This window comes from Nonomuraea ferruginea (assembly GCF_039540635.1).
Classification (GTDB): domain Bacteria; phylum Actinomycetota; class Actinomycetes; order Streptosporangiales; family Streptosporangiaceae; genus Nonomuraea; species Nonomuraea ferruginea.
In genome coordinates, this window is sequence record NZ_BAABFD010000015.1 from 231592 (window position 1) to 248247 (window position 16656).

Below are 16656 nucleotides of genomic sequence, written 5' to 3' on the forward strand. Positions count from 1 at the left end.
CTCAGTCGTGTCCATGCCTTTCGGATATGCGTCCCCTGAGCAGATCATGCGGGACAAGGCGGACTACGCGCGCAAGGGCATCGCGCGGGGCCGTTCCGTGGTCGTGCTGCAGTACGTCGACGGCATCCTGTTCGTGGCGCCCAACCCGTCACGCGCCCTCCACAAGATCAGCGAGATCTACGACCGCATCGGGTTCGCCGCCGTCGGCCGCTACAACGAGTTCGAGGAGCTGCGGCTGGGCGGCATCCGCTACGCCGACATCAACGGCTACTCCTACGACCGCTCCGACGTGACCGGCCGCGGCCTGGCCAACCTGTACGCCTCCAACCTCGGCCGCATCTTCACCGAGTCGATCAAGTCGCTGGAGGTGGAGGTCGTGGTCGCCGAGGTGGGCGACGGGCCCGAGGGCGACGCGATCTACCGGCTGACGTTCGACGGTTCGGTCTTCGACGAGCACGGCTTCGCCGCGATGGGCGGCCAGGCCGACGCGGTGCTCGGCCGGCTCAAGGAGCACTACCGCGAGTCGATGTCGCTGTCCGACGCGCTGGAGGTGGCGCTGAAGGCGCTGACCGAGCCGGGCGGCGAGCGGCCGCCGGTGGAGCAGCTGGAGGTCGCGGTGCTCGACCGCAACCGCGAGCACCGCAAGTTCAAGCGGCTGGCGGGCGCCCAGCTCGACCGGCTGCTGGCGTCGGCCCCGCCGCCGCCCGCCGAAGAGCCTCCGGCGACGGAGTCGGACGAGAAGCCGCCGCCGACGGGCCCCGACGGCCCGGTCGACGACGGCTCGTCCCCCCTGTAGCGGCCGGTTTCGTACGACAACCCCCGGTGTGAGGTGGATCACGCCGGGGGCGTCGAACCGCGGCGCGCGATCGGCCATCCTATGGTCCGTGAACACGACGATCCGCAGCCTTCTCGCCGGCGGCGCCGCCGCGGCCATCCTCCTGACGTCCTCCGCGGCGGCCGAGGCAGCCGCCGCCCCGCGCTACAGAGCGCCCAAGATCTTCGGCACTTCCTTCCAGGCCGACCCGAAGCACGACTTCACCAGGTCGCCGCGGCCGCGCCACAACGGCATCCTGCGCGGCTGGATCACCCACGTGAGCGGCGGCGTGGCCGAGTACGAACCCATCAGGTGGAAGAAGGGCAAGGTCACCGAGGGCCGGTTCGTGGGCCCGCCGGAAGGCGACGTGCGCGTCTACGCCTCGCCCATCGCCCGGAAGGTGGTCTTCCTGTCCGCGCTGGGCTGCGGCCACAAGATGACCGGCCTGACCGTCGACCGCCGGACCGGTCTGGGCAGCAAACGCTGCTCGCGCGCCGACCTCATCAAGCGGGCCCAGCGGGGCGAGCGACCGGCCCTCATCACCGTCCACAAGGGCCAGATCGTGAAGGTCCAGGAGATCTTCACGCCCTGACGCCGGAAAACACCAGGCGGAGATCTCTCCCGCTTCCCCATCCGTGGGCATAGTGTGAGGTGATGGATCGTCGCATCTTCGGGCTGGAGAACGAGTACGGCGTGACCTGCACGTTCAGGGGGCAGCGCAGGCTGTCCCCCGACGAGGTCGCGCGCTACCTGTTCCGGCGGGTCGTGTCCTGGGGCCGATCGAGCAACGTCTTCCTCCGCAACGGCGCACGCCTCTACCTCGACGTGGGCAGCCATCCTGAATACGCAACCCCCGAGTGTGACAACGTCATCGAGCTGGTCACCCACGACAAGGCGGGTGAGCGGATCCTGGAGGGCCTTCTGGTCGACGCCGAGAAGCGGCTGCGCGAAGAAGGCATCGCCGGGGACATCTATCTGTTCAAGAACAACACCGACTCGGCGGGCAACTCCTACGGCTGCCACGAGAACTACCTCGTGGGCAGACACGGCGAGTTCGGACGGCTGGCCGACGTCCTCATCCCGTTCCTGGTGACCCGGCAGATCATCTGCGGCGCCGGCAAGGTGCTGCAGACGCCGCGCGGCGCCGTCTACTGCGTCTCGCAGCGGGCCGAGCACATCTGGGAGGGCGTCTCGTCGGCCACCACCCGGTCCCGGCCGATCATCAACACCCGCGACGAGCCGCACGCCGACGCCGAGCGGTTCCGCCGCCTGCACGTCATCGTCGGCGACTCGAACATGAGCGAGACCACCATGCTGCTCAAGGTCGGCGCGACCGACCTGGTGCTGCGCATGATCGAGGCCGGCACGGTGATGCGCGACCTGACGCTGGAGAACCCGATCAGGGCCATCCGGGAGGTGTCGCACGACATGACCGGCCGGCGGCGGGTGCGGCTGGCCAACGGGCGCGAGGCGTCCAGCCTGGAGATCCAGCAGGAATACCTGTCGAAGGCGCAGGACTTCGTCGACCGGCGCGGCGGCGACGCCATCGCGCACCGGGTGCTGGAGCTGTGGGAGCGCACGCTGCGCGCCGTCGAGACCGGCGACCTCGACCTGGTGTCGCGGGAGATCGACTGGGTGACGAAATACCAGCTGATCGAGCGCTACCGCAAGAAGTACGACCTGCCGCTGTCGTCGCCCCGGGTGGCGCAGCTCGACCTGGCCTACCACGACGTGCACCGCAAGCGCGGCCTCTACTACCTGCTGCAGAAGCGCGGCTCGGTGGAGCGGGTGGCGTCCGACCTGAAGATCTTCGAGGCCAAGTCGGTGCCGCCGCAGACGACCAGGGCGCGGCTGCGCGGCGAGTTCATCCGCAAGGCGCAGGAGAAGCGGCGCGACTTCACCGTCGACTGGGTTCACCTCAAGCTGAACGACCAGGCGCAGCGGACCGTGCTGTGCAAGGACCCGTTCCGCAGCGTGGACGAGAGAGTTGACAAGCTGATCGCCGGCATGTGAGCGGCGCCGGTTTACCTCGGGCCTACCAGGCTTCGGGTAGGGTGACGCGAATCTGACCGTCGTTCCCCGAGGGAAATCCATGCGCCGCGCTCTGGCCGCTCTGGCCGCCGTGCCTATGCTCTTCATCGCCGCCGCGTGCGGCTCCGATACGGCCTCGACCGCGTCCGGAGACGGGTCCGCGGGGGTGAAGGTCACCGGCGAGGTGGGCGCCAAGCCCACGGTGACCTTCCCCTCCGGCGACCCCGCCACCACGTCGTCGTACAAGGTCCTGGAGACCGGCGACGGCCCCGCGGTCAAGGCGGGCGACCAGCTCATCGTCAACCTTTCCGTCTGGAACTGGGACGGCAAGGACAACGCCGCGCAGGGTTCCACGTACGACACCAAGACGCCGGAGACCCTGCCGGTGAACGAGCAGCTCCCGCAGCTGCTGCGTGACGGTTTCACGAAGATGAAGCACGGCGGGCGGCTGCTGGCGGTCATGGCCAACGACCTCGTCACCCCGGCGGCGGGGCAGTCGCCGTCCACGGAGGCGACGAAGGTGTTCGTGATGGACGTGGTCGGCACGCCGCCGAAGCCGCTCGCGGCCGCCACCGGCAAGGAGACCGGCGAGACCCTCAAGGGCGTCAAGGTGGAGAGCCCCGGCGGCGACAAGGCGCCGACGCTGACCACGAAGACGAAGGACAAGCCGTCCAAGGAGCTCGTCGTCAAGACCCTCATCAAGGGCGAGGGCGAGCCGGTCAAGGCCGGGGCCACGCTGAGCGTCCACTACACCGGCAAGATCTGGGGCACCGACAAGGAGTTCGACTCCAGCTGGGGCCGGGGCGAGCCGGCCTCGTTCCCGCTGGCGCAGGTCATCCAGGGCTGGCAGAAGGGCCTGGAGGGCGTGCCGGTCGGCAGCCGCGTGGTGATGAGCATCCCGCCGGACCTCGGCTACGGCGCCCAGGAGCAGCAGGGCATCCCGGCCAACAGCACGCTGGTGTTCGTGGTGGACGTCCTGTCGGCCTACTGACCGTCCTGACGACGGGCGTGCCTCCTTCGGTACGGGGGCGCGTCCGTCGTGTGGTTTCCGGAGACGCCTTGTCCGTTTCGTCGCGTCCGCTGACGGGTGACCCGGCGGGGCGGTAGCATCGCGGGGCTCGTGCCCGGTGCGAGCCCTCACGCGTGTCTTTCGGGAGGCGCGCACGCCCGCGCAGGAAGGTCATCCCGTTGCCCACCCCTCACTCGGTCCCTGCACCGGCGACCGGAGCGCCCCGATGACGAGGTTCGTCCACCGCCCATCCCGCCTCCAGCGTGGGCGCGCCTCGCGGGTGAGTCTCCGGTGCGCGAGGAGGTCACGGCGGTGACCTCCGGGTGGTCGGGCCCGCGGGGGCGAGGATCCTCCAGGGTCGGGGATCTGCCCGGGACCCGGGAGTCCCGACGGCGGCAGGAGGGCCCTCCACGGGGTCACCGGCGACGGCGAGGCCGGGCCGTCGCGCTCGCGTTCCTGCTCGTGGCGCTCGCCGCGTGTACGGGGGCGGGACCGGAAGTGACCGAGCCCCGGGTCGCGGGGTCTTTCGGAGCCCGGCCCACGATCACCTTCCCGGCCGGCCCGCCGCCCGCCGAACCGCATGTGGGAGAACCGGCCACCGGTCACGGGGCGCCGCTGGAGCCGGGGGGTGTGGCCGTCGTCCAGTACACCGCCCACCTGTGGGACGGCCGGGAGAACCGGCTCGTCGAATCAACGTTCAACCGCGGCACGCCCGCCGCGCTCCCGCTGGGCGCGCTCCCGGCGGGCCTCGACGCCGCCCTCCGCGGCCGCAGGGCCGGCAGCCGGGTGACCGCCGCCATCCCGTTGCGGGACGGAACCCCTGGGCCCACCATCACCGGGACGAAGGGTCGTCCGGAGACCGGCGGACCCGCCTTCACGGCAGGGCCCGGCGGCCCGCAGGACGTCAGGCCTCGCGGGCCACAGGACGTCAGGCCCTGCGGGCCACAGGACGTCAGGCCCTGCGGGCCACAGGACGTCAGGCCCTGCGGGCCACAGGACGTCAGGCCCTGCGGGCCACAGGACGTCAGGCCCTGCGGGCCACAGGACGTCACCTTCCTGTCTGAGGCGGCGCAGGACGTCACCTTCCCATCTGAGGCGGCACAGGCGGCTCATCGGGCTGGGGAGCACGCGCCCGGGAACGGCCCGATGGCTGCGGGTCAGTGGGCCGATTCGCCGCCGGCGGCTCACGCCGCCACCCGCGTCATGGAGGGCCCCGCCGTGGTCGCCCGTCAGGGCGGCGTGGACCCTGCGACAGTGGAGGGGCGTCCGGGGGACGGCGGGCGGGTGGATCTGTTCTATGTGGTCGACATTCTGGGCGCGCATGCCGGGGACGCCGCCGTGGAGGCCGACGCGGGGGCGGTGGCCGGGGTGAGCGTCGGCGGTGGGGCGGCGCCGGGGGTGACGATCCCGGACGTGGCGCCTCCGAGCGGGTTCGCCGCCGCCGTGCTGGGCCGCGGCACCGGGCCCGCGGTCGAGGCCGGGCGGCTGCTCGTCGTCCAGTACGTGGCCGCGGCCTGGAGCGACCGCCGGATCGTGACGTCCACCTGGGAACGCGGCCGTCCCGAGGCGTTCACGATCGGCGACGGGAGCGTGATCAGGGGCTGGAACCGGGCGCTGACCGGGGTCCCCGCCGGGAGCCGGGTGGCCATGGTGGTGCCGCCCGACGACGGCTACGGCGCCACCGGCCAGCCGGGACTCGGGATCGGGCCGGAGGAGACGCTCGTGTACGTGGTCGACGTGCTCGCCGCTTACTGACGGCGAACCGGGGCACGGCCTGCGAACCCGGTTCTCGCGCGTACATGATCAGAGCGTCGATCCTCCTCGCCCGCGCTGCGCCACGACGCCGAGGCCGCGCGAGCAGTAGGGGGCCTGAAGTCCGGCCGGGCCCGCACGCTGGAGCGGGTCCGCGAGAAGCCGCGCACCGGCCCTAGACTCCGGGCTGTGAGCGACGACGACCTCGATGCCCTGGCCCTGCTGCACGATCCCGTACGGCGCAGTCTGTACGAGGCGGTGGCCGGCCGCGGCGGCGAGGTGGGCAGGCAGGAGGCGGCGGAGGCCGCCGGCGTCTCCCGCACCCTCGCCGGTCACCACCTCGACAAGCTCGTCGAGGCGGGGCTGCTGGAGAGCGGCTTTCGCCGGCCGGAGCGCGGGGGGCCGGGCAGCGGACGGCCCGCGAAGGTCTACCGCAGGGCGGCGGGGGAGCGGTCGGTGAGCCTGCCGCCGCGCGACTACGTCACCCTCGCCTCCGTGCTCGCCGGAGTGGTCGACGAGCTCGGCGCCGAGGGGCGGGCGGAGCGGGCGGCCCGCCTGGCCGGTGAGCGGCTGGGCAGGAGCCGCGGCGGCCGGCCCGTCGAGGAGGTGCTGCGCGAGCGCGGCTACGAGCCGTACGCCGACGCCGGCGGCCTGCGCATGCGCAACTGCCCGTTCCACGTCCTTTCGCACGAACAGCCGCTGCTCGTCTGCTCCATGAACCTGGCGCTGTGCCAGGGCCTGCTCGACGGGCTGGGCGACGACCCGGGGCGGGCCAGGCTGGATCCGCGGCCCGGGGAGTGCTGCGTCGCCCTTTCTAAAACAAATGGAGATTGACATAGAAGCGCGCAAAGTGGTTCGCTGAGCGTCATGCATCTTGCGGAGCTCAACATCGCGCACCTGCGCGGGCCCGTCGACTCGGCCGAACTCGCCGACTTCGTCGCCCTGCTCGAACCGATCAACGCGCTCGCCGACGAGGCCCCCGGGTTCGTGTGGCGGCTGAAGGAGAGCGAGGCGGACCCCACCGCGACCGTGGTGCACGACTACGGCGACCACCTGCTGGTCAACTTCTCGGTGTGGGAGGACCTCGACTCGCTGTGGAACTACGTCTACCGCAGCGGCCACCTGGAGGTGCTGCGCCGCCGCCGGGAGTGGTTCCACCGGGTGGCGGAGCCGTACATGGTCATGTGGTGGGTCCCCGAGGGCGTCATCCCGACGCTCGCCGAGGCGATGGCACGACTGGAACGCCTCAGGACCGAGGGCCCCGGCCCCGAGGCGTTCACGTTCAAGGACTCCTACACCAGCAGCGAGGCCGCCAGCCTGCCCGCCGCGGCCGAGGCCAGGAAGTAGGGCAGGTCCTCCTCCAGTCCCCGGCCCATCGTCGACAGCCGCACCGGCGAGCCGCGCAGCGCCTCGCGCAGGCCGTCCACCTCGACCGGCACCAGCTCGTGGCGGACGGCCAGCAGCTCGGCCTGGTCGCGCACCCGCTCGCCGAACGCGCCCGGCAGGATCGGCACCGGCACCCTGGCGCGGGCCAGCGCCACCCGGCCGTAGGCGGTCAGCGAGTGGTGGGAGATCCCGTAGTGGCGCTCGCGCCGGTCGCCGTCGCTCACCCGCAGCGCCGCGACCGGCCGCCCGAGCAGCACCGACGCGGCGTTGACCGCCTCGCCGGCCGACACCCCGGAGAACCCCCAGCGGGTGCCCGAGCCCAGGTTGCCCGGGCCCTGCGCGACGACCGCCACGTCCGCCCCCAGCACGTGGCGGGCCGCCAGCAGACCCGTGTGGGTGGTGACCGCCTCCACGTCGCCGCCGAACGCCTGGCCCACCGTGACCGTCCCGGCCAGCCAGCCCCGCTCCCGCAGCGCCGCCGCCGACATCGAGAACCACGCGGGCAGCGCCCCGCCGTCGAGCATCACGTACGCGACCCGTACCGACGACCCCGCGTCCGCGTACAGCCCGCACAGGATCGGCGCCAGCGCCGAGTGCAGGTCGGCCACCACCACCGGCATCCCGTCGACCGAGTCCGCCTCGCGCAGCGCCTCGTGGTGCGGGGAGTCCTGCTCGTCCGCGCCCAGCACCGTGGCCTGCAACGGCGTGTAGCGGGCCTTCACCAGGTGCCCGGGCCCCTGCGGATCTTCCGGCAAACGGTTCGGCACGGCCACCACCATGGCGTAACCTCCCGTACCGAGACCCATCGCGAGTGCCGTCGTGTTGAGCAGCACCTCGTCGCCGGGTTCGGGGCGGCCCACCAGTGACGGGTAGGCCAGCGCCCGGCACGGCGCGCCAGGCCCTGAGCCGGGCGGGCCGTCCTCCCCGGGGACGGCGACATCCAGTTCCATCGCTCCCGGCCACTCGCGCCGGATCCGTACGACCTCGCCCTTGCGCCATCTGATCACGGGGGCAGGGTAGCGTCGTTGAAGGAGGAGTGAGCAGATGTCGCGCCGTAAGACAGAGCGGTTGCTGAATCTGGTGATCTGTCTGCTCGCCACCCGGCGCCCGCTGTCGGCCGAGCAGATCAGGCACGCCGTGCCCGGCTACGACCGCGACAGCGACGAGGCGTTCCAGCGGATGTTCGAGCGGGACAAGAACGAGCTGCGCGAGATCGGCATCCCCATCGACGTGGTGCGCGATCCCTGGGAGGACGAGCCCGGCTACCGCATCGAGCGGCAGTCGTACGAACTGCCCGAGATCACGCTCGAACCCGACGAGGCCGCCGTGCTGGGCCTGGCCGCCCAGGTGTGGCAGCGGGCCAGCCTGGCCGAGGCGGCCTCGGGGGCGCTGCTGAAGCTGCGCGCGGGCGGCGTCCACACCGACGACGCGCTCGGCGGCGGGCCCGGCGGCGGCATCGGGGGAGGGGTGCTGGAGCTGCGCGTCGACACCCGCGACCCGGCCTTCCCCGCGCTGTGGCAGGCGGTGCGCGACCGCAAGGTGGTCAGGTTCGACTACCGCGGCGCCGGCAGCGAGAACGTGCACACCCGCACCGTCGAGCCGTGGGGCGTGGTGAGCCGCCGCGGCCGGTGGTACCTCGCCGGCTACGACCGGGGCCGCGAGGCGCCGCGCGCATTCCGGCTCAGCCGCATCACCGGCCCGGTGACCACCACCGGCAAGGCCGGCGCCGTCCAGGTGCCGCAGGGCGTCGACCTGCGGGCCATGGTGGCCTTCCCCGACGAGCCCGCCCAGGAGCGGATCGCGGTGGTGCGCGTCCGCCGCGGCGCCTGCGAGGGGCTGCGCCAGCTGGCCAGGGCCGTCACCCCGGGCGGCGACGGCTGGGACGAGGCCGAGCTGCCCTTCACCGACCCCGAACGGCTGGCCGGATGGATGGCCAGCCTCGGCTCCGACGTCGAGGTGGCCGGGCCGCCCGACGCCCGCGAGGCCGTCATCCGCCGACTGAAGGGGGCGCTCGCGTGAGCGGATCCGCCGACCGGCTGCCGAGGCTGCTCGCCCTCGTGCCCTACCTGATGTCCCATCCGGGCGCGCAGGTCGGCGAGGTGGCCGAGGTGTTCGGGCTGACCGAGAAGCAGCTCATCGACGACCTGCAGCTGGTGTGGATGTGCGGGCTGCCCGGCCACACCCCCGGCGACCTCATCGACGTGTCCTGGGACGGCGGCGAGATCCTCATCGACAACGCCGACACCATCGCCAGGCCGCTGCGGCTCGGCATCGACGAGGCCAGCGCGCTGCTGGTGGCGCTGCGCATGCTCGCCGCCACCCCTGAGCTGGCCGAGCTGCCGGGAGACGCGCTGCCCCGGGTCGTCGCCAAGCTGGAGCGGGCCGCCGGCGAGGGCGCCGCCGCCGTCAGCAGCCAGGTCGCCGTCGACGTGGACGCCGCCCCCGACGCGCTGCCCCGGGTGCGCGAGGGGCTGACCAGGAAACGGCGGCTGTCGCTGCGCTACTACGTGCCGGGCCGCGACGAGGTCACCCCCCGCGAGGTCGACCCGATGCGGCTCGTCGTCGCCGACGGCCGCACCTACCTGGAGTGCTGGTGCTACCGCGCCGAGGCGATGCGGCTGTTCAGGCTCGACCGGATGCTCGGCGTCGAGGTGCTCGACGAGCCCGCCGACCCGCCGGCCGAGGCCGAGCCGATCGACGTCGCCCAGGGGGTGTTCCGGCCGTCGCCCACCGACGAGCTGGTGGAGCTGGAGGTGACCGCCGCCGGGCGGTGGGTCGCCGAGTACTACCCGTGCGAGCAGGTCGCCGAGCTGGGCGAGGGGCGGCTGCGGATCGCGCTGCGGGCCCGCGACGACGACTGGATTCTCAAGCTGGCGCTGCGGCTCGGTGACACCGGCCGGGTCGTCTCGCCGCCCGGGACGGCCGAGCGGGTGCGGGAGGAGGCCGAGCGGGCGCTGGGGCTGTACGCTCACCGGCCATGACGTGGATCCTGGTGTCGATCGGGCTCGGTGTGGCCGGGCTGGCCGTCCTGGCGGTCGCGGCCGTCCGGGTCGGCGCCGCCGCGTCCAAGCTGAACAGGGCAATTGTCCATGTTCACCATCAATTCGATCGCAAAGAGGACGCCAGGGGATGAGGCAGAGGCTCCGGCAGCGTACGATCGGGGGGAAACCGCACCTCGCTCTCATCATGAAGGGGGTCACATGAGCCTGGGAGCTCCGGAGATCATTCTGATCCTGGTGGCCTTGGTCCTGCTCTTCGGAGCCAAGAAGCTGCCGGATCTCGCCCGTGGCGTCGGCCGGTCCCTGCGCATCTTCAAGGCGGAGACCAGCGGGCTGACCGATGACGAGAAGCCCACCGTGGTGCAGGCCCAGCCCCAGCCACAGCCCCAGTCCCAGCCGGCGCCCCCGCCGCAGCTCCAGGCCACGCCAGTGGTGGAGCTGTCGGCCGAGGAGCAGGCGCGCCAGCTGGAGGAGCAGGCCGCGCGGCTGCGTGCCGCGGCCCAGACCGAGAAGCGTTCCTGACCTCGTCCACCTCGTCCCGAGGACTCATCGATGGCGCTGCTGAAACGGTCGGAGCCCAAGGCACCGCGTGACGCCGAAGGCCGGATGCCGCTCATGGACCACCTCCGCGAGCTGCGCAACCGGCTGCTGATCGCGATCGCCGCCGTGACGGTGGGCGTGATCGCCGGCTGGATCGTGTCGGGGCCGGTGTGGGAGGTGCTCAAGGACCCCTACTGCTCCACGACCCAGTCACACCAGCTCACCGGCGAGTGCAGCCTCACCTACAACGGCATCTTCTCGTCGTTCTTCATCACGCTGAAGATCTCGCTGATGGTGGGCCTGGTGCTGGCGTCGCCGGTCTGGCTCTACCAGATCTGGGCGTTCGTCACCCCCGCGCTCTACCGCACCGAGAAGCGCTTCACGATGGGGTTCATGGCGCTGGCCATCCCGCTGTTCGTGGCGGGCGCGGCGCTGTCCTACCTCATCATGGACGTCGCCCTGGGGTTCCTGCTCGGCTTCAGCCTCGACGGCACGGTCGCCACCATCGCGATCGACCAGTACCTCGACTACGTCCTGATCATGCTGTTGATCTTCGGGGTGTCGTTCGAGCTGCCGCTGCTGCTGGTGTTCCTCAACGTCATCGGGGTGCTGCAGCACGCGACGGTGGCCAAGCACCGGCGGCTGGTCGTCTTCCTGATGTTCGTCTTCGGCGCGATCGTCACCCCTGGCGGTGACCCGATCACCATGATGGCGCTGGCCACGCCGATGATCGTGCTGTTCCTGGGCGCCGAGCTGTTCATGTACCTGCGGGAGAAGCGGCGTCCCGCCGGCGAGTTCGACCACCTGTCCGACGACGAGATCTCGCCGCTCGACCTCGGCTCCGATCCGGACGGCAAGCTGGAAGAGGATTCCGGTTCCGCGCGGTAGGGGGTAAGTTCCGGGGCGTGGCCCCCCATCTCGCCCTGCTCGTCAACCCTGCCGCACGCGGCGGCCGGACGCTGCGCCTGCTCGAACCCGTCGCCCGCAGACTGCGCGCGGGCGGCGCCGAGCTGTCCGTGATCGTCGGCGACGACGCCGCCGACGCGCTCGACCGGGCCTGCCTCGCGGTCGCCGAGCGGCCCGACGCGCTCGTCGCCTTCGGCGGCGACGGCCTGGTCCACCTGGCCGTGCAGGCCGTGGCCGGCACCGACGTGCCCCTCGGCATCATCCCCACCGGCACCGGCAACGACATCGCGGCCGCGCTCGGCCTCGCGCACAAGGACCCGATCGCCGCGGCCGGGACCGTCCTGCGGATGCGGCCCCGGGCGGTCGACGCCGCCCGCATCGGCACCGGTGACGGCGAGGAGCTGTTCGCCGGGGTGGTGTGCTGCGGGTTCGACTCGCGGGTGAACGAGCGCGCCAACCGGCTCACCTGGCCGCCCGGCATGGCCCGCTACCTGCTGGCCACCGCGCAGGAACTGCGCTCCTTCGAGCCCATCCCGTTCCGGGTCACGCTCGACGACGGCGAGCCGTACGAGCGGGAGGCCATGCTCGTGGCCGTGGGAAACACCTCCTCCTACGGCGCCGGGATGCGGGTGTGCCCCGACGCGCTGCCCGACGACGGGCTGCTGGACGTGATGATGGTGGAGGCGCTGGGCAAGGCCGAGTTCCTGCGCGTGTTCCCCAGCGTCTACCGGGGCACCCACGTGACCCACCGGGCCGTCACCGTGCGGCGCGCCAGGAGCGTGCGGCTGGAGGCGCCCGGCGTGGTGGCCTACGCCGACGGGGAGCGGATCGGGCCGGGCCCGGTGACCTGCGAGATCCGGCCGGGAGCGCTGACCGTACTGACCTGACTTTGTAAAGGCGGCCGGCCCGGAGACGATCACCTTGGGACCGACCGGAATGGCGGTTTCGATAGGCTTGCCGGTATGACAACGCCAGCGGAACGCTACGCGGCCTTCCGTCAGAAGTACTCCGGTGACGAGGCCGCTCTCCGGTCGTTCCGGGGCCTGTACGAGTTCGAGCTCGACGACTTCCAGATCGACGCCTGCCGGGCGCTGGAGGCGGGCGACGGCGTGCTGGTGGCGGCCCCGACCGGATCGGGCAAGACGGTCGTCGGCGAGTTCGCCGTCCACCTCGCCCTGGAGCAGGGCCGCAAGTGCTTCTACACGACCCCGATCAAAGCGCTGTCCAACCAGAAGTACAACGACCTGGTCAAGCGGTACGGCACCGCCAAGGTCGGCCTGCTGACCGGCGACAACAGCGTCAACGGCGAGGCGCCCATCGTCGTCATGACGACCGAGGTGCTGCGCAACATGCTCTACGCCGGCTCGGCCACGCTGGCCGGGCTCGGCTTCGCCGTCATGGACGAGGTCCACTACCTCGCCGACCGGTTCCGCGGCGCGGTCTGGGAAGAGGTCATCATCCACCTGCCGGAGTCGGTCCGGCTGGTCGCGCTGTCGGCCACGGTCAGCAACGCCGAGGAGTTCGGCGAGTGGCTCGGCGAGGTGCGCGGCGACACCACGGTCATCGTCGACGAGCACCGCCCCGTGCCGCTGTGGCAGCACATGATGGTCGGCAACCGCATCTACGACCTGTTCCTGCCCGATGACGACGTGCCCCGCATCAACCCGACGCTGATGCGGGTCACGCGCGACGCCGAGCGGCTGATGGCCGGCCGCCGCGGGCGCGGCTACAACCGGCCGTCGCGGTCCAGGCCGCCCGACCGGGCGCAGGTGATCGAGAAGCTCGACGCCGAGGGGCTGCTGCCCGCGATCACGTTCATCTTCTCCCGCGCGGGCTGCCAGGCGGCCGTCCAGCAGTGCCTGTACGCCGGGATCCGGCTGACGACCGAGCGGGAGCGCCACGAGATCCGCCAGCTGGTCGACGAGCGCACCGCCCACCTGCCCGACGAGGACCTCGCCGTGCTGGGCTACCTGGAGTGGCGCGACTGCCTGGAGCGCGGGCTGGCGGCCCACCACGCGGGCATGCTGCCGGCCTTCAAGGAGGTCGTGGAGGAGCTGTTCACCCGCGGCCTGGTCAAAGCGGTGTTCGCGACCGAGACGCTGGCCCTGGGCATCAACATGCCGGCCCGCAGCGTGGTCATCGAGAAGCTCGACAAGTGGAACGGCGAGACCCACGCCGACCTCACCCCCGGCGAATACACCCAGCTCACCGGGCGGGCCGGCCGGCGAGGCATCGACGTCGAGGGCCACGCGGTGGTGCTGTGGCAGCCCGCCATGGACCCGCTGTCGGTGGCCGGCCTGGCCGGCACCCGCACCTACCCGCTGCGTTCCAGCTTCCAGCCCTCCTACAACATGGCGGTCAACCTCGTCGGCCAGTTCGGGCGGGAGCGGGCCAGGGCGCTGCTGGAGGAGTCGTTCGCGCAGTTCCAGGCCGACCGGGCGGTCGTCGGGCTGGCCAAGCAGCTGCGCAAGCAGGAGGAGGCGCTGGAGGGCTACCAGGAGGCGATGACCTGCCACCTGGGCGACTTCGGCGCGTACGCGACGCTGCGCAGGCGGCTGTCCGACCGGGAGGCAGAGATGTCCCGCCAGCGCGGCGCGGCCCGGCGCGCGGCGGCGGTGCGCTCGCTGGAGGCGCTGGAGCCCGGCGACGTCATCCGGGTGCCCGGCGGCCGGCGGGCCGGGCTGGCGATCGTGCTCGACCCCGGCCGCAACCCGCGCAACAGGTCGGCGGCGACGGGGCCGACGCCGCTGGTGCTGACCATCGGCAAGCAGGTCAAGAAGCTCGACCCGGCCGACTTCCCGGTGCCGGTCGAGCCGCTGGAGAAGATCCGCATCCCGAAGAACTTCAACGGCCGCTCGCCGAAGGAACGCGCCGACCTGGTCTCCGCCCTGCTGGCCAAGATCGGCGACCGCGACCTGGGCAAGCCGCCCAGGGCGCGCGACCACGCGGTGGAGGACGAGGAGATCAACGACCTGCGCCGGCAGATCAGGCAGCATCCCTGCCACGGCTGCGACGAGCGCGAGGACCACGCCCGCTGGGCCGAGCGCTACCACAAGCTGCTGCGCGAGACGCAGGGGCTGCGCCGCAGGGTGGAGGGCCGCTCCCACGTCATCTCGCGCACCTTCGACCGCATCTGCTCGGTGCTGGAGCAGCTGGGCTACCTCCACGGCGAGCACGTCACCGACGAGGGCCGCCGCCTGGGCCGCCTCTACACCGAGCTCGACCTGCTGACCGCCGAGTGCCTGCGCAGCGGCCTGTGGGAGGAGCTCGACCCGGCCGAGCTGGCGGCGTGCGTGTCGGCGCTGGTGTTCGAGTCGCGCCAGTCCGACGACGCCCGCAGGCCTAAGATCCCCGCCGGGCGGGCGCAGGACGCGCTGACGGCCATGATCCGGCTGTGGGGCGAGCTGGAGGGCATCGAGGCCGACCACGGCCTGTCCACCATCCGCGAGCCCGACCTGGCCTTCGCCTGGGCGGCGTTCCGGTGGACGAAGGGCCACAGCCTCGACGCGGTGCTGATGGACGGCGTCAACGGCAGCGAGCTGGCGGCCGGCGACTTCGTCCGCTGGATCAAGCAGCTGATGGACCTGCTCGGCCAGATCAGCAGCGCGGCCCCGCCCGGCAGCGCGATCAGGCAGACCGCGACGAAGGCCGTCGACGGGATGCGGCGCGGCGTGGTGGCGTACTCGTCGCTGGTGTGACCGCCCGCGCGCAGCGGAGCGTCCCCGCGACCGTGCTCAGGACCGTGCCCGGGGACCTGCTCAGGGGAGGGCGAAGCGGACCTCGCGGGTGGCCGGTTCGGCCCTGATGAGCCGTACGGTCACGTGCTCGCCCAGCGGCAGGTCGCCGTCGCAGCGCGCGATCACGGCCGGGTCGGCCAGCTGCACCAGCCCGCCGCCGCGCTCGTGCACGTCCACCACCATCGCGGTGAACTCCTGCCCGATCAGGTCGCGCAGCAGGTAGGCCTCGACCAGGTCGACGCAGGCCCGCTCGGCGGCGCCCGCCCGCCGGCCGGAGACCGCCATCAGCTCCGGCAGCTCGGCCAGCGCCCGGCGCACGTCCGACGGCACCGGCTCGCCCGCGGCGATCGCCAGGCACACCTCGCTCGCGTAGCGGTCCACCAGCCGCCGCAGCGGCGCCGTCACATGCGCGTACGGGGCCGCGACCGCGGCGTGCTCGGCCAGTTTCGGCGGCGTCCCGTCGAAGGCCGCGTACCCGGCGCCGCGCAGCAGCACCCGCGCCTCGTGCAGGAACGCCGCGTGCCGGGGCAGCTTGGCGTCCAGGCCGTGCACCACCGCCCCGTAGGCGGCGCCCTCGGGCCACGGCACCTCCAGGGCCAGCGCCACCCGGCGCACCCGGTCCAGGTCGGCCGGGCGGGGCGCGGGCAGCACCCGGAGGACGCCGATCTCCGCCTCCAGCATCAGCTGCGCCGCCGCCGTCCCCGCCAGCAGCGACAGCTGGGCGTTCCACGCCTCGGCGGGCAGCGGCAGCCGGTACTCCAGCCGGTAGCCGCCGTCGGACGGCACGAGCTGCTGCTCCGGCGTCGGCAGCGTCACCCCGCCGCGGTCGCGCTCCAGCGCCAGCCGCAGCCCGCCGATCTCGGCCAGCAGGCCGATCGTGCCGTCGGCGGTGCCGGTCTCGACCGCCGCCTGCACGTACTCGTAGTCGAGCCGCTCGCGGCTGCGCACCAGCGCCCGCAGCACGTCCACGCCGACCGTGCGGCCGTCGCCGTCGAGGTCGATCCGCCAGACCACGGCGGGCCGCTCAGCGCCCGGCAGCAGGCTGGCCGCGCCCTCCGACAGCACCGGCGGGTGCAGCGGCACATTGCCGCCGGGCAGGTAGACGGTCGCGCCCCTGGCCCGGGCCTCGGCGTCGATCACGCCGCCGGGGCGGACGAACGCGCCCACGTCGGCGATCGCGTACCAGACCCGGTAGCCGCCGCGCAGCCGCTCCAGGTGGAACGCCTGGTCCAGGTCCATCGAGCCGGGCGGGTCGACGGTGACGAACGGCAGCCCGGTCAGGTCCTCGCCGCCCGGTCTGGGCACCCGGGCCACCCAGGCGGCCTCCTCGGCCACTCTGGCCGGGAAGGCGTCCGGCAGCTTCAGCTCGCGCCGGATCCGGCCGAACCCGTCTTCGAGGCGGGCGGGGACCCCGGCCGGGACCCGGATGCTGGTCGTCTTCGACACGGGGTCAACCTATCGGGCCGGGCGACTCGCGGCATT

The 16656-nt window shown here is 72.6% G+C and carries 16 protein-coding genes; 14 read left to right on the forward strand and 2 right to left on the reverse strand.

Annotated features, from left to right (window positions below; all coding sequences use genetic code 11):
- The first annotated feature begins 13 nt into the window (after nucleotides 1-13).
- From prcA to ABD999_RS27825, 7 genes are all read left to right on the forward strand, one after another.
- Nucleotides 14-796, forward strand: a complete 783-nt coding sequence (gene prcA / locus ABD999_RS27795) for a proteasome subunit alpha (RefSeq protein ID WP_271278158.1) — start codon at nucleotides 14-16, stop codon at nucleotides 794-796.
- 88 nt (nucleotides 797-884) lie between these two features.
- Nucleotides 885-1406 (forward strand): hypothetical protein, encoded by a 522-nt coding sequence (locus ABD999_RS27800; RefSeq protein ID WP_271278159.1) that lies wholly within the window; start codon nucleotides 885-887, stop codon nucleotides 1404-1406.
- 62 nt (nucleotides 1407-1468) lie between these two features.
- Complete coding sequence (gene pafA, locus ABD999_RS27805) at nucleotides 1469-2827, forward strand: Pup--protein ligase (protein WP_148031426.1); 1359 nt, start codon at nucleotides 1469-1471, stop codon at nucleotides 2825-2827.
- A gap of 79 nt (nucleotides 2828-2906) precedes the next feature.
- Nucleotides 2907-3836, forward strand: a complete 930-nt coding sequence (locus ABD999_RS27810; RefSeq protein ID WP_271278160.1) for an FKBP-type peptidyl-prolyl cis-trans isomerase — start codon at nucleotides 2907-2909, stop codon at nucleotides 3834-3836.
- A gap of 516 nt (nucleotides 3837-4352) precedes the next feature.
- Nucleotides 4353-5609, forward strand: a complete 1257-nt coding sequence (locus tag ABD999_RS27815) for an FKBP-type peptidyl-prolyl cis-trans isomerase (protein ID WP_271278161.1) — start codon at nucleotides 4353-4355, stop codon at nucleotides 5607-5609.
- Nucleotides 5610-5795: 186 nt separating this feature from the next.
- Nucleotides 5796-6440 carry a helix-turn-helix transcriptional regulator gene (locus ABD999_RS27820; RefSeq protein WP_271278162.1) on the forward strand — a complete coding sequence of 215 codons (645 nt, stop codon included), beginning with the start codon at nucleotides 5796-5798 and terminating at the stop codon, nucleotides 6438-6440.
- A gap of 33 nt (nucleotides 6441-6473) precedes the next feature.
- A complete protein-coding gene (locus ABD999_RS27825; protein ID WP_219545718.1) occupies nucleotides 6474-6953 on the forward strand; it encodes a DUF3291 domain-containing protein in 480 nt (159 codons plus the stop codon).
- Here ABD999_RS27825 and ABD999_RS27830 read toward each other — a convergent pair.
- Complete coding sequence (locus tag ABD999_RS27830; protein WP_271278163.1) at nucleotides 6899-7999, reverse strand: DUF3866 family protein; 1101 nt, start codon at nucleotides 7997-7999, stop codon at nucleotides 6899-6901. The two genes, ABD999_RS27825 and ABD999_RS27830, sit on opposite strands and share 55 nt — an antisense overlap.
- 37 nt (nucleotides 8000-8036) lie before the next feature.
- On the opposite strand from ABD999_RS27830, the gene ABD999_RS27835 reads away from it, so the two are divergent.
- The 7 genes from ABD999_RS27835 (at nucleotide 8037) to ABD999_RS27865 (ending at nucleotide 15135) form a co-directional block, all read left to right on the forward strand.
- Nucleotides 8037-9011, forward strand: coding sequence for a helix-turn-helix transcriptional regulator (locus ABD999_RS27835; protein ID WP_148031431.1), 975 nt, complete (start codon nucleotides 8037-8039; stop codon nucleotides 9009-9011).
- Nucleotides 9008-9973, forward strand: coding sequence for a helix-turn-helix transcriptional regulator (locus tag ABD999_RS27840; RefSeq protein WP_148031432.1), 966 nt, complete (start codon nucleotides 9008-9010; stop codon nucleotides 9971-9973). The genes ABD999_RS27835 and ABD999_RS27840 overlap by 4 nt, the downstream gene beginning before the upstream one ends.
- Nucleotides 9970-10125 carry a hypothetical protein gene (locus ABD999_RS27845; RefSeq protein WP_187281141.1) on the forward strand — a complete coding sequence of 52 codons (156 nt, stop codon included), beginning with the start codon at nucleotides 9970-9972 and terminating at the stop codon, nucleotides 10123-10125. Before ABD999_RS27840 ends, ABD999_RS27845 begins: the two co-directional genes overlap by 4 nt.
- 67 nt (nucleotides 10126-10192) lie before the next feature.
- Complete coding sequence (gene tatA / locus ABD999_RS27850) at nucleotides 10193-10513, forward strand: Sec-independent protein translocase subunit TatA (RefSeq protein ID WP_148031433.1); 321 nt, start codon at nucleotides 10193-10195, stop codon at nucleotides 10511-10513.
- A gap of 30 nt (nucleotides 10514-10543) precedes the next feature.
- Entirely contained in the window at nucleotides 10544-11419 is an 876-nt protein-coding gene (gene tatC, locus ABD999_RS27855; protein WP_246640117.1) for a twin-arginine translocase subunit TatC, read from the forward strand.
- Between the two features lie 17 nt (nucleotides 11420-11436).
- Entirely contained in the window at nucleotides 11437-12324 is an 888-nt protein-coding gene (locus tag ABD999_RS27860; RefSeq protein WP_271278164.1) for a diacylglycerol/lipid kinase family protein, read from the forward strand.
- Nucleotides 12325-12399: 75 nt separating this feature from the next.
- Nucleotides 12400-15135 (forward strand): DEAD/DEAH box helicase, encoded by a 2736-nt coding sequence (locus tag ABD999_RS27865; RefSeq protein ID WP_271278165.1) that lies wholly within the window; start codon nucleotides 12400-12402, stop codon nucleotides 15133-15135.
- A 60-nt stretch (nucleotides 15136-15195) separates the two neighbouring features.
- Here ABD999_RS27865 and ABD999_RS27870 read toward each other — a convergent pair whose 3' ends face one another.
- On the reverse strand, nucleotides 15196-16620 hold the full coding sequence (locus ABD999_RS27870; RefSeq protein ID WP_219545715.1) for an RNB domain-containing ribonuclease: 1425 nt from the start codon (nucleotides 16618-16620) through the stop codon (nucleotides 15196-15198).
- Nucleotides 16621-16656: the final 36 nt, after the last annotated feature.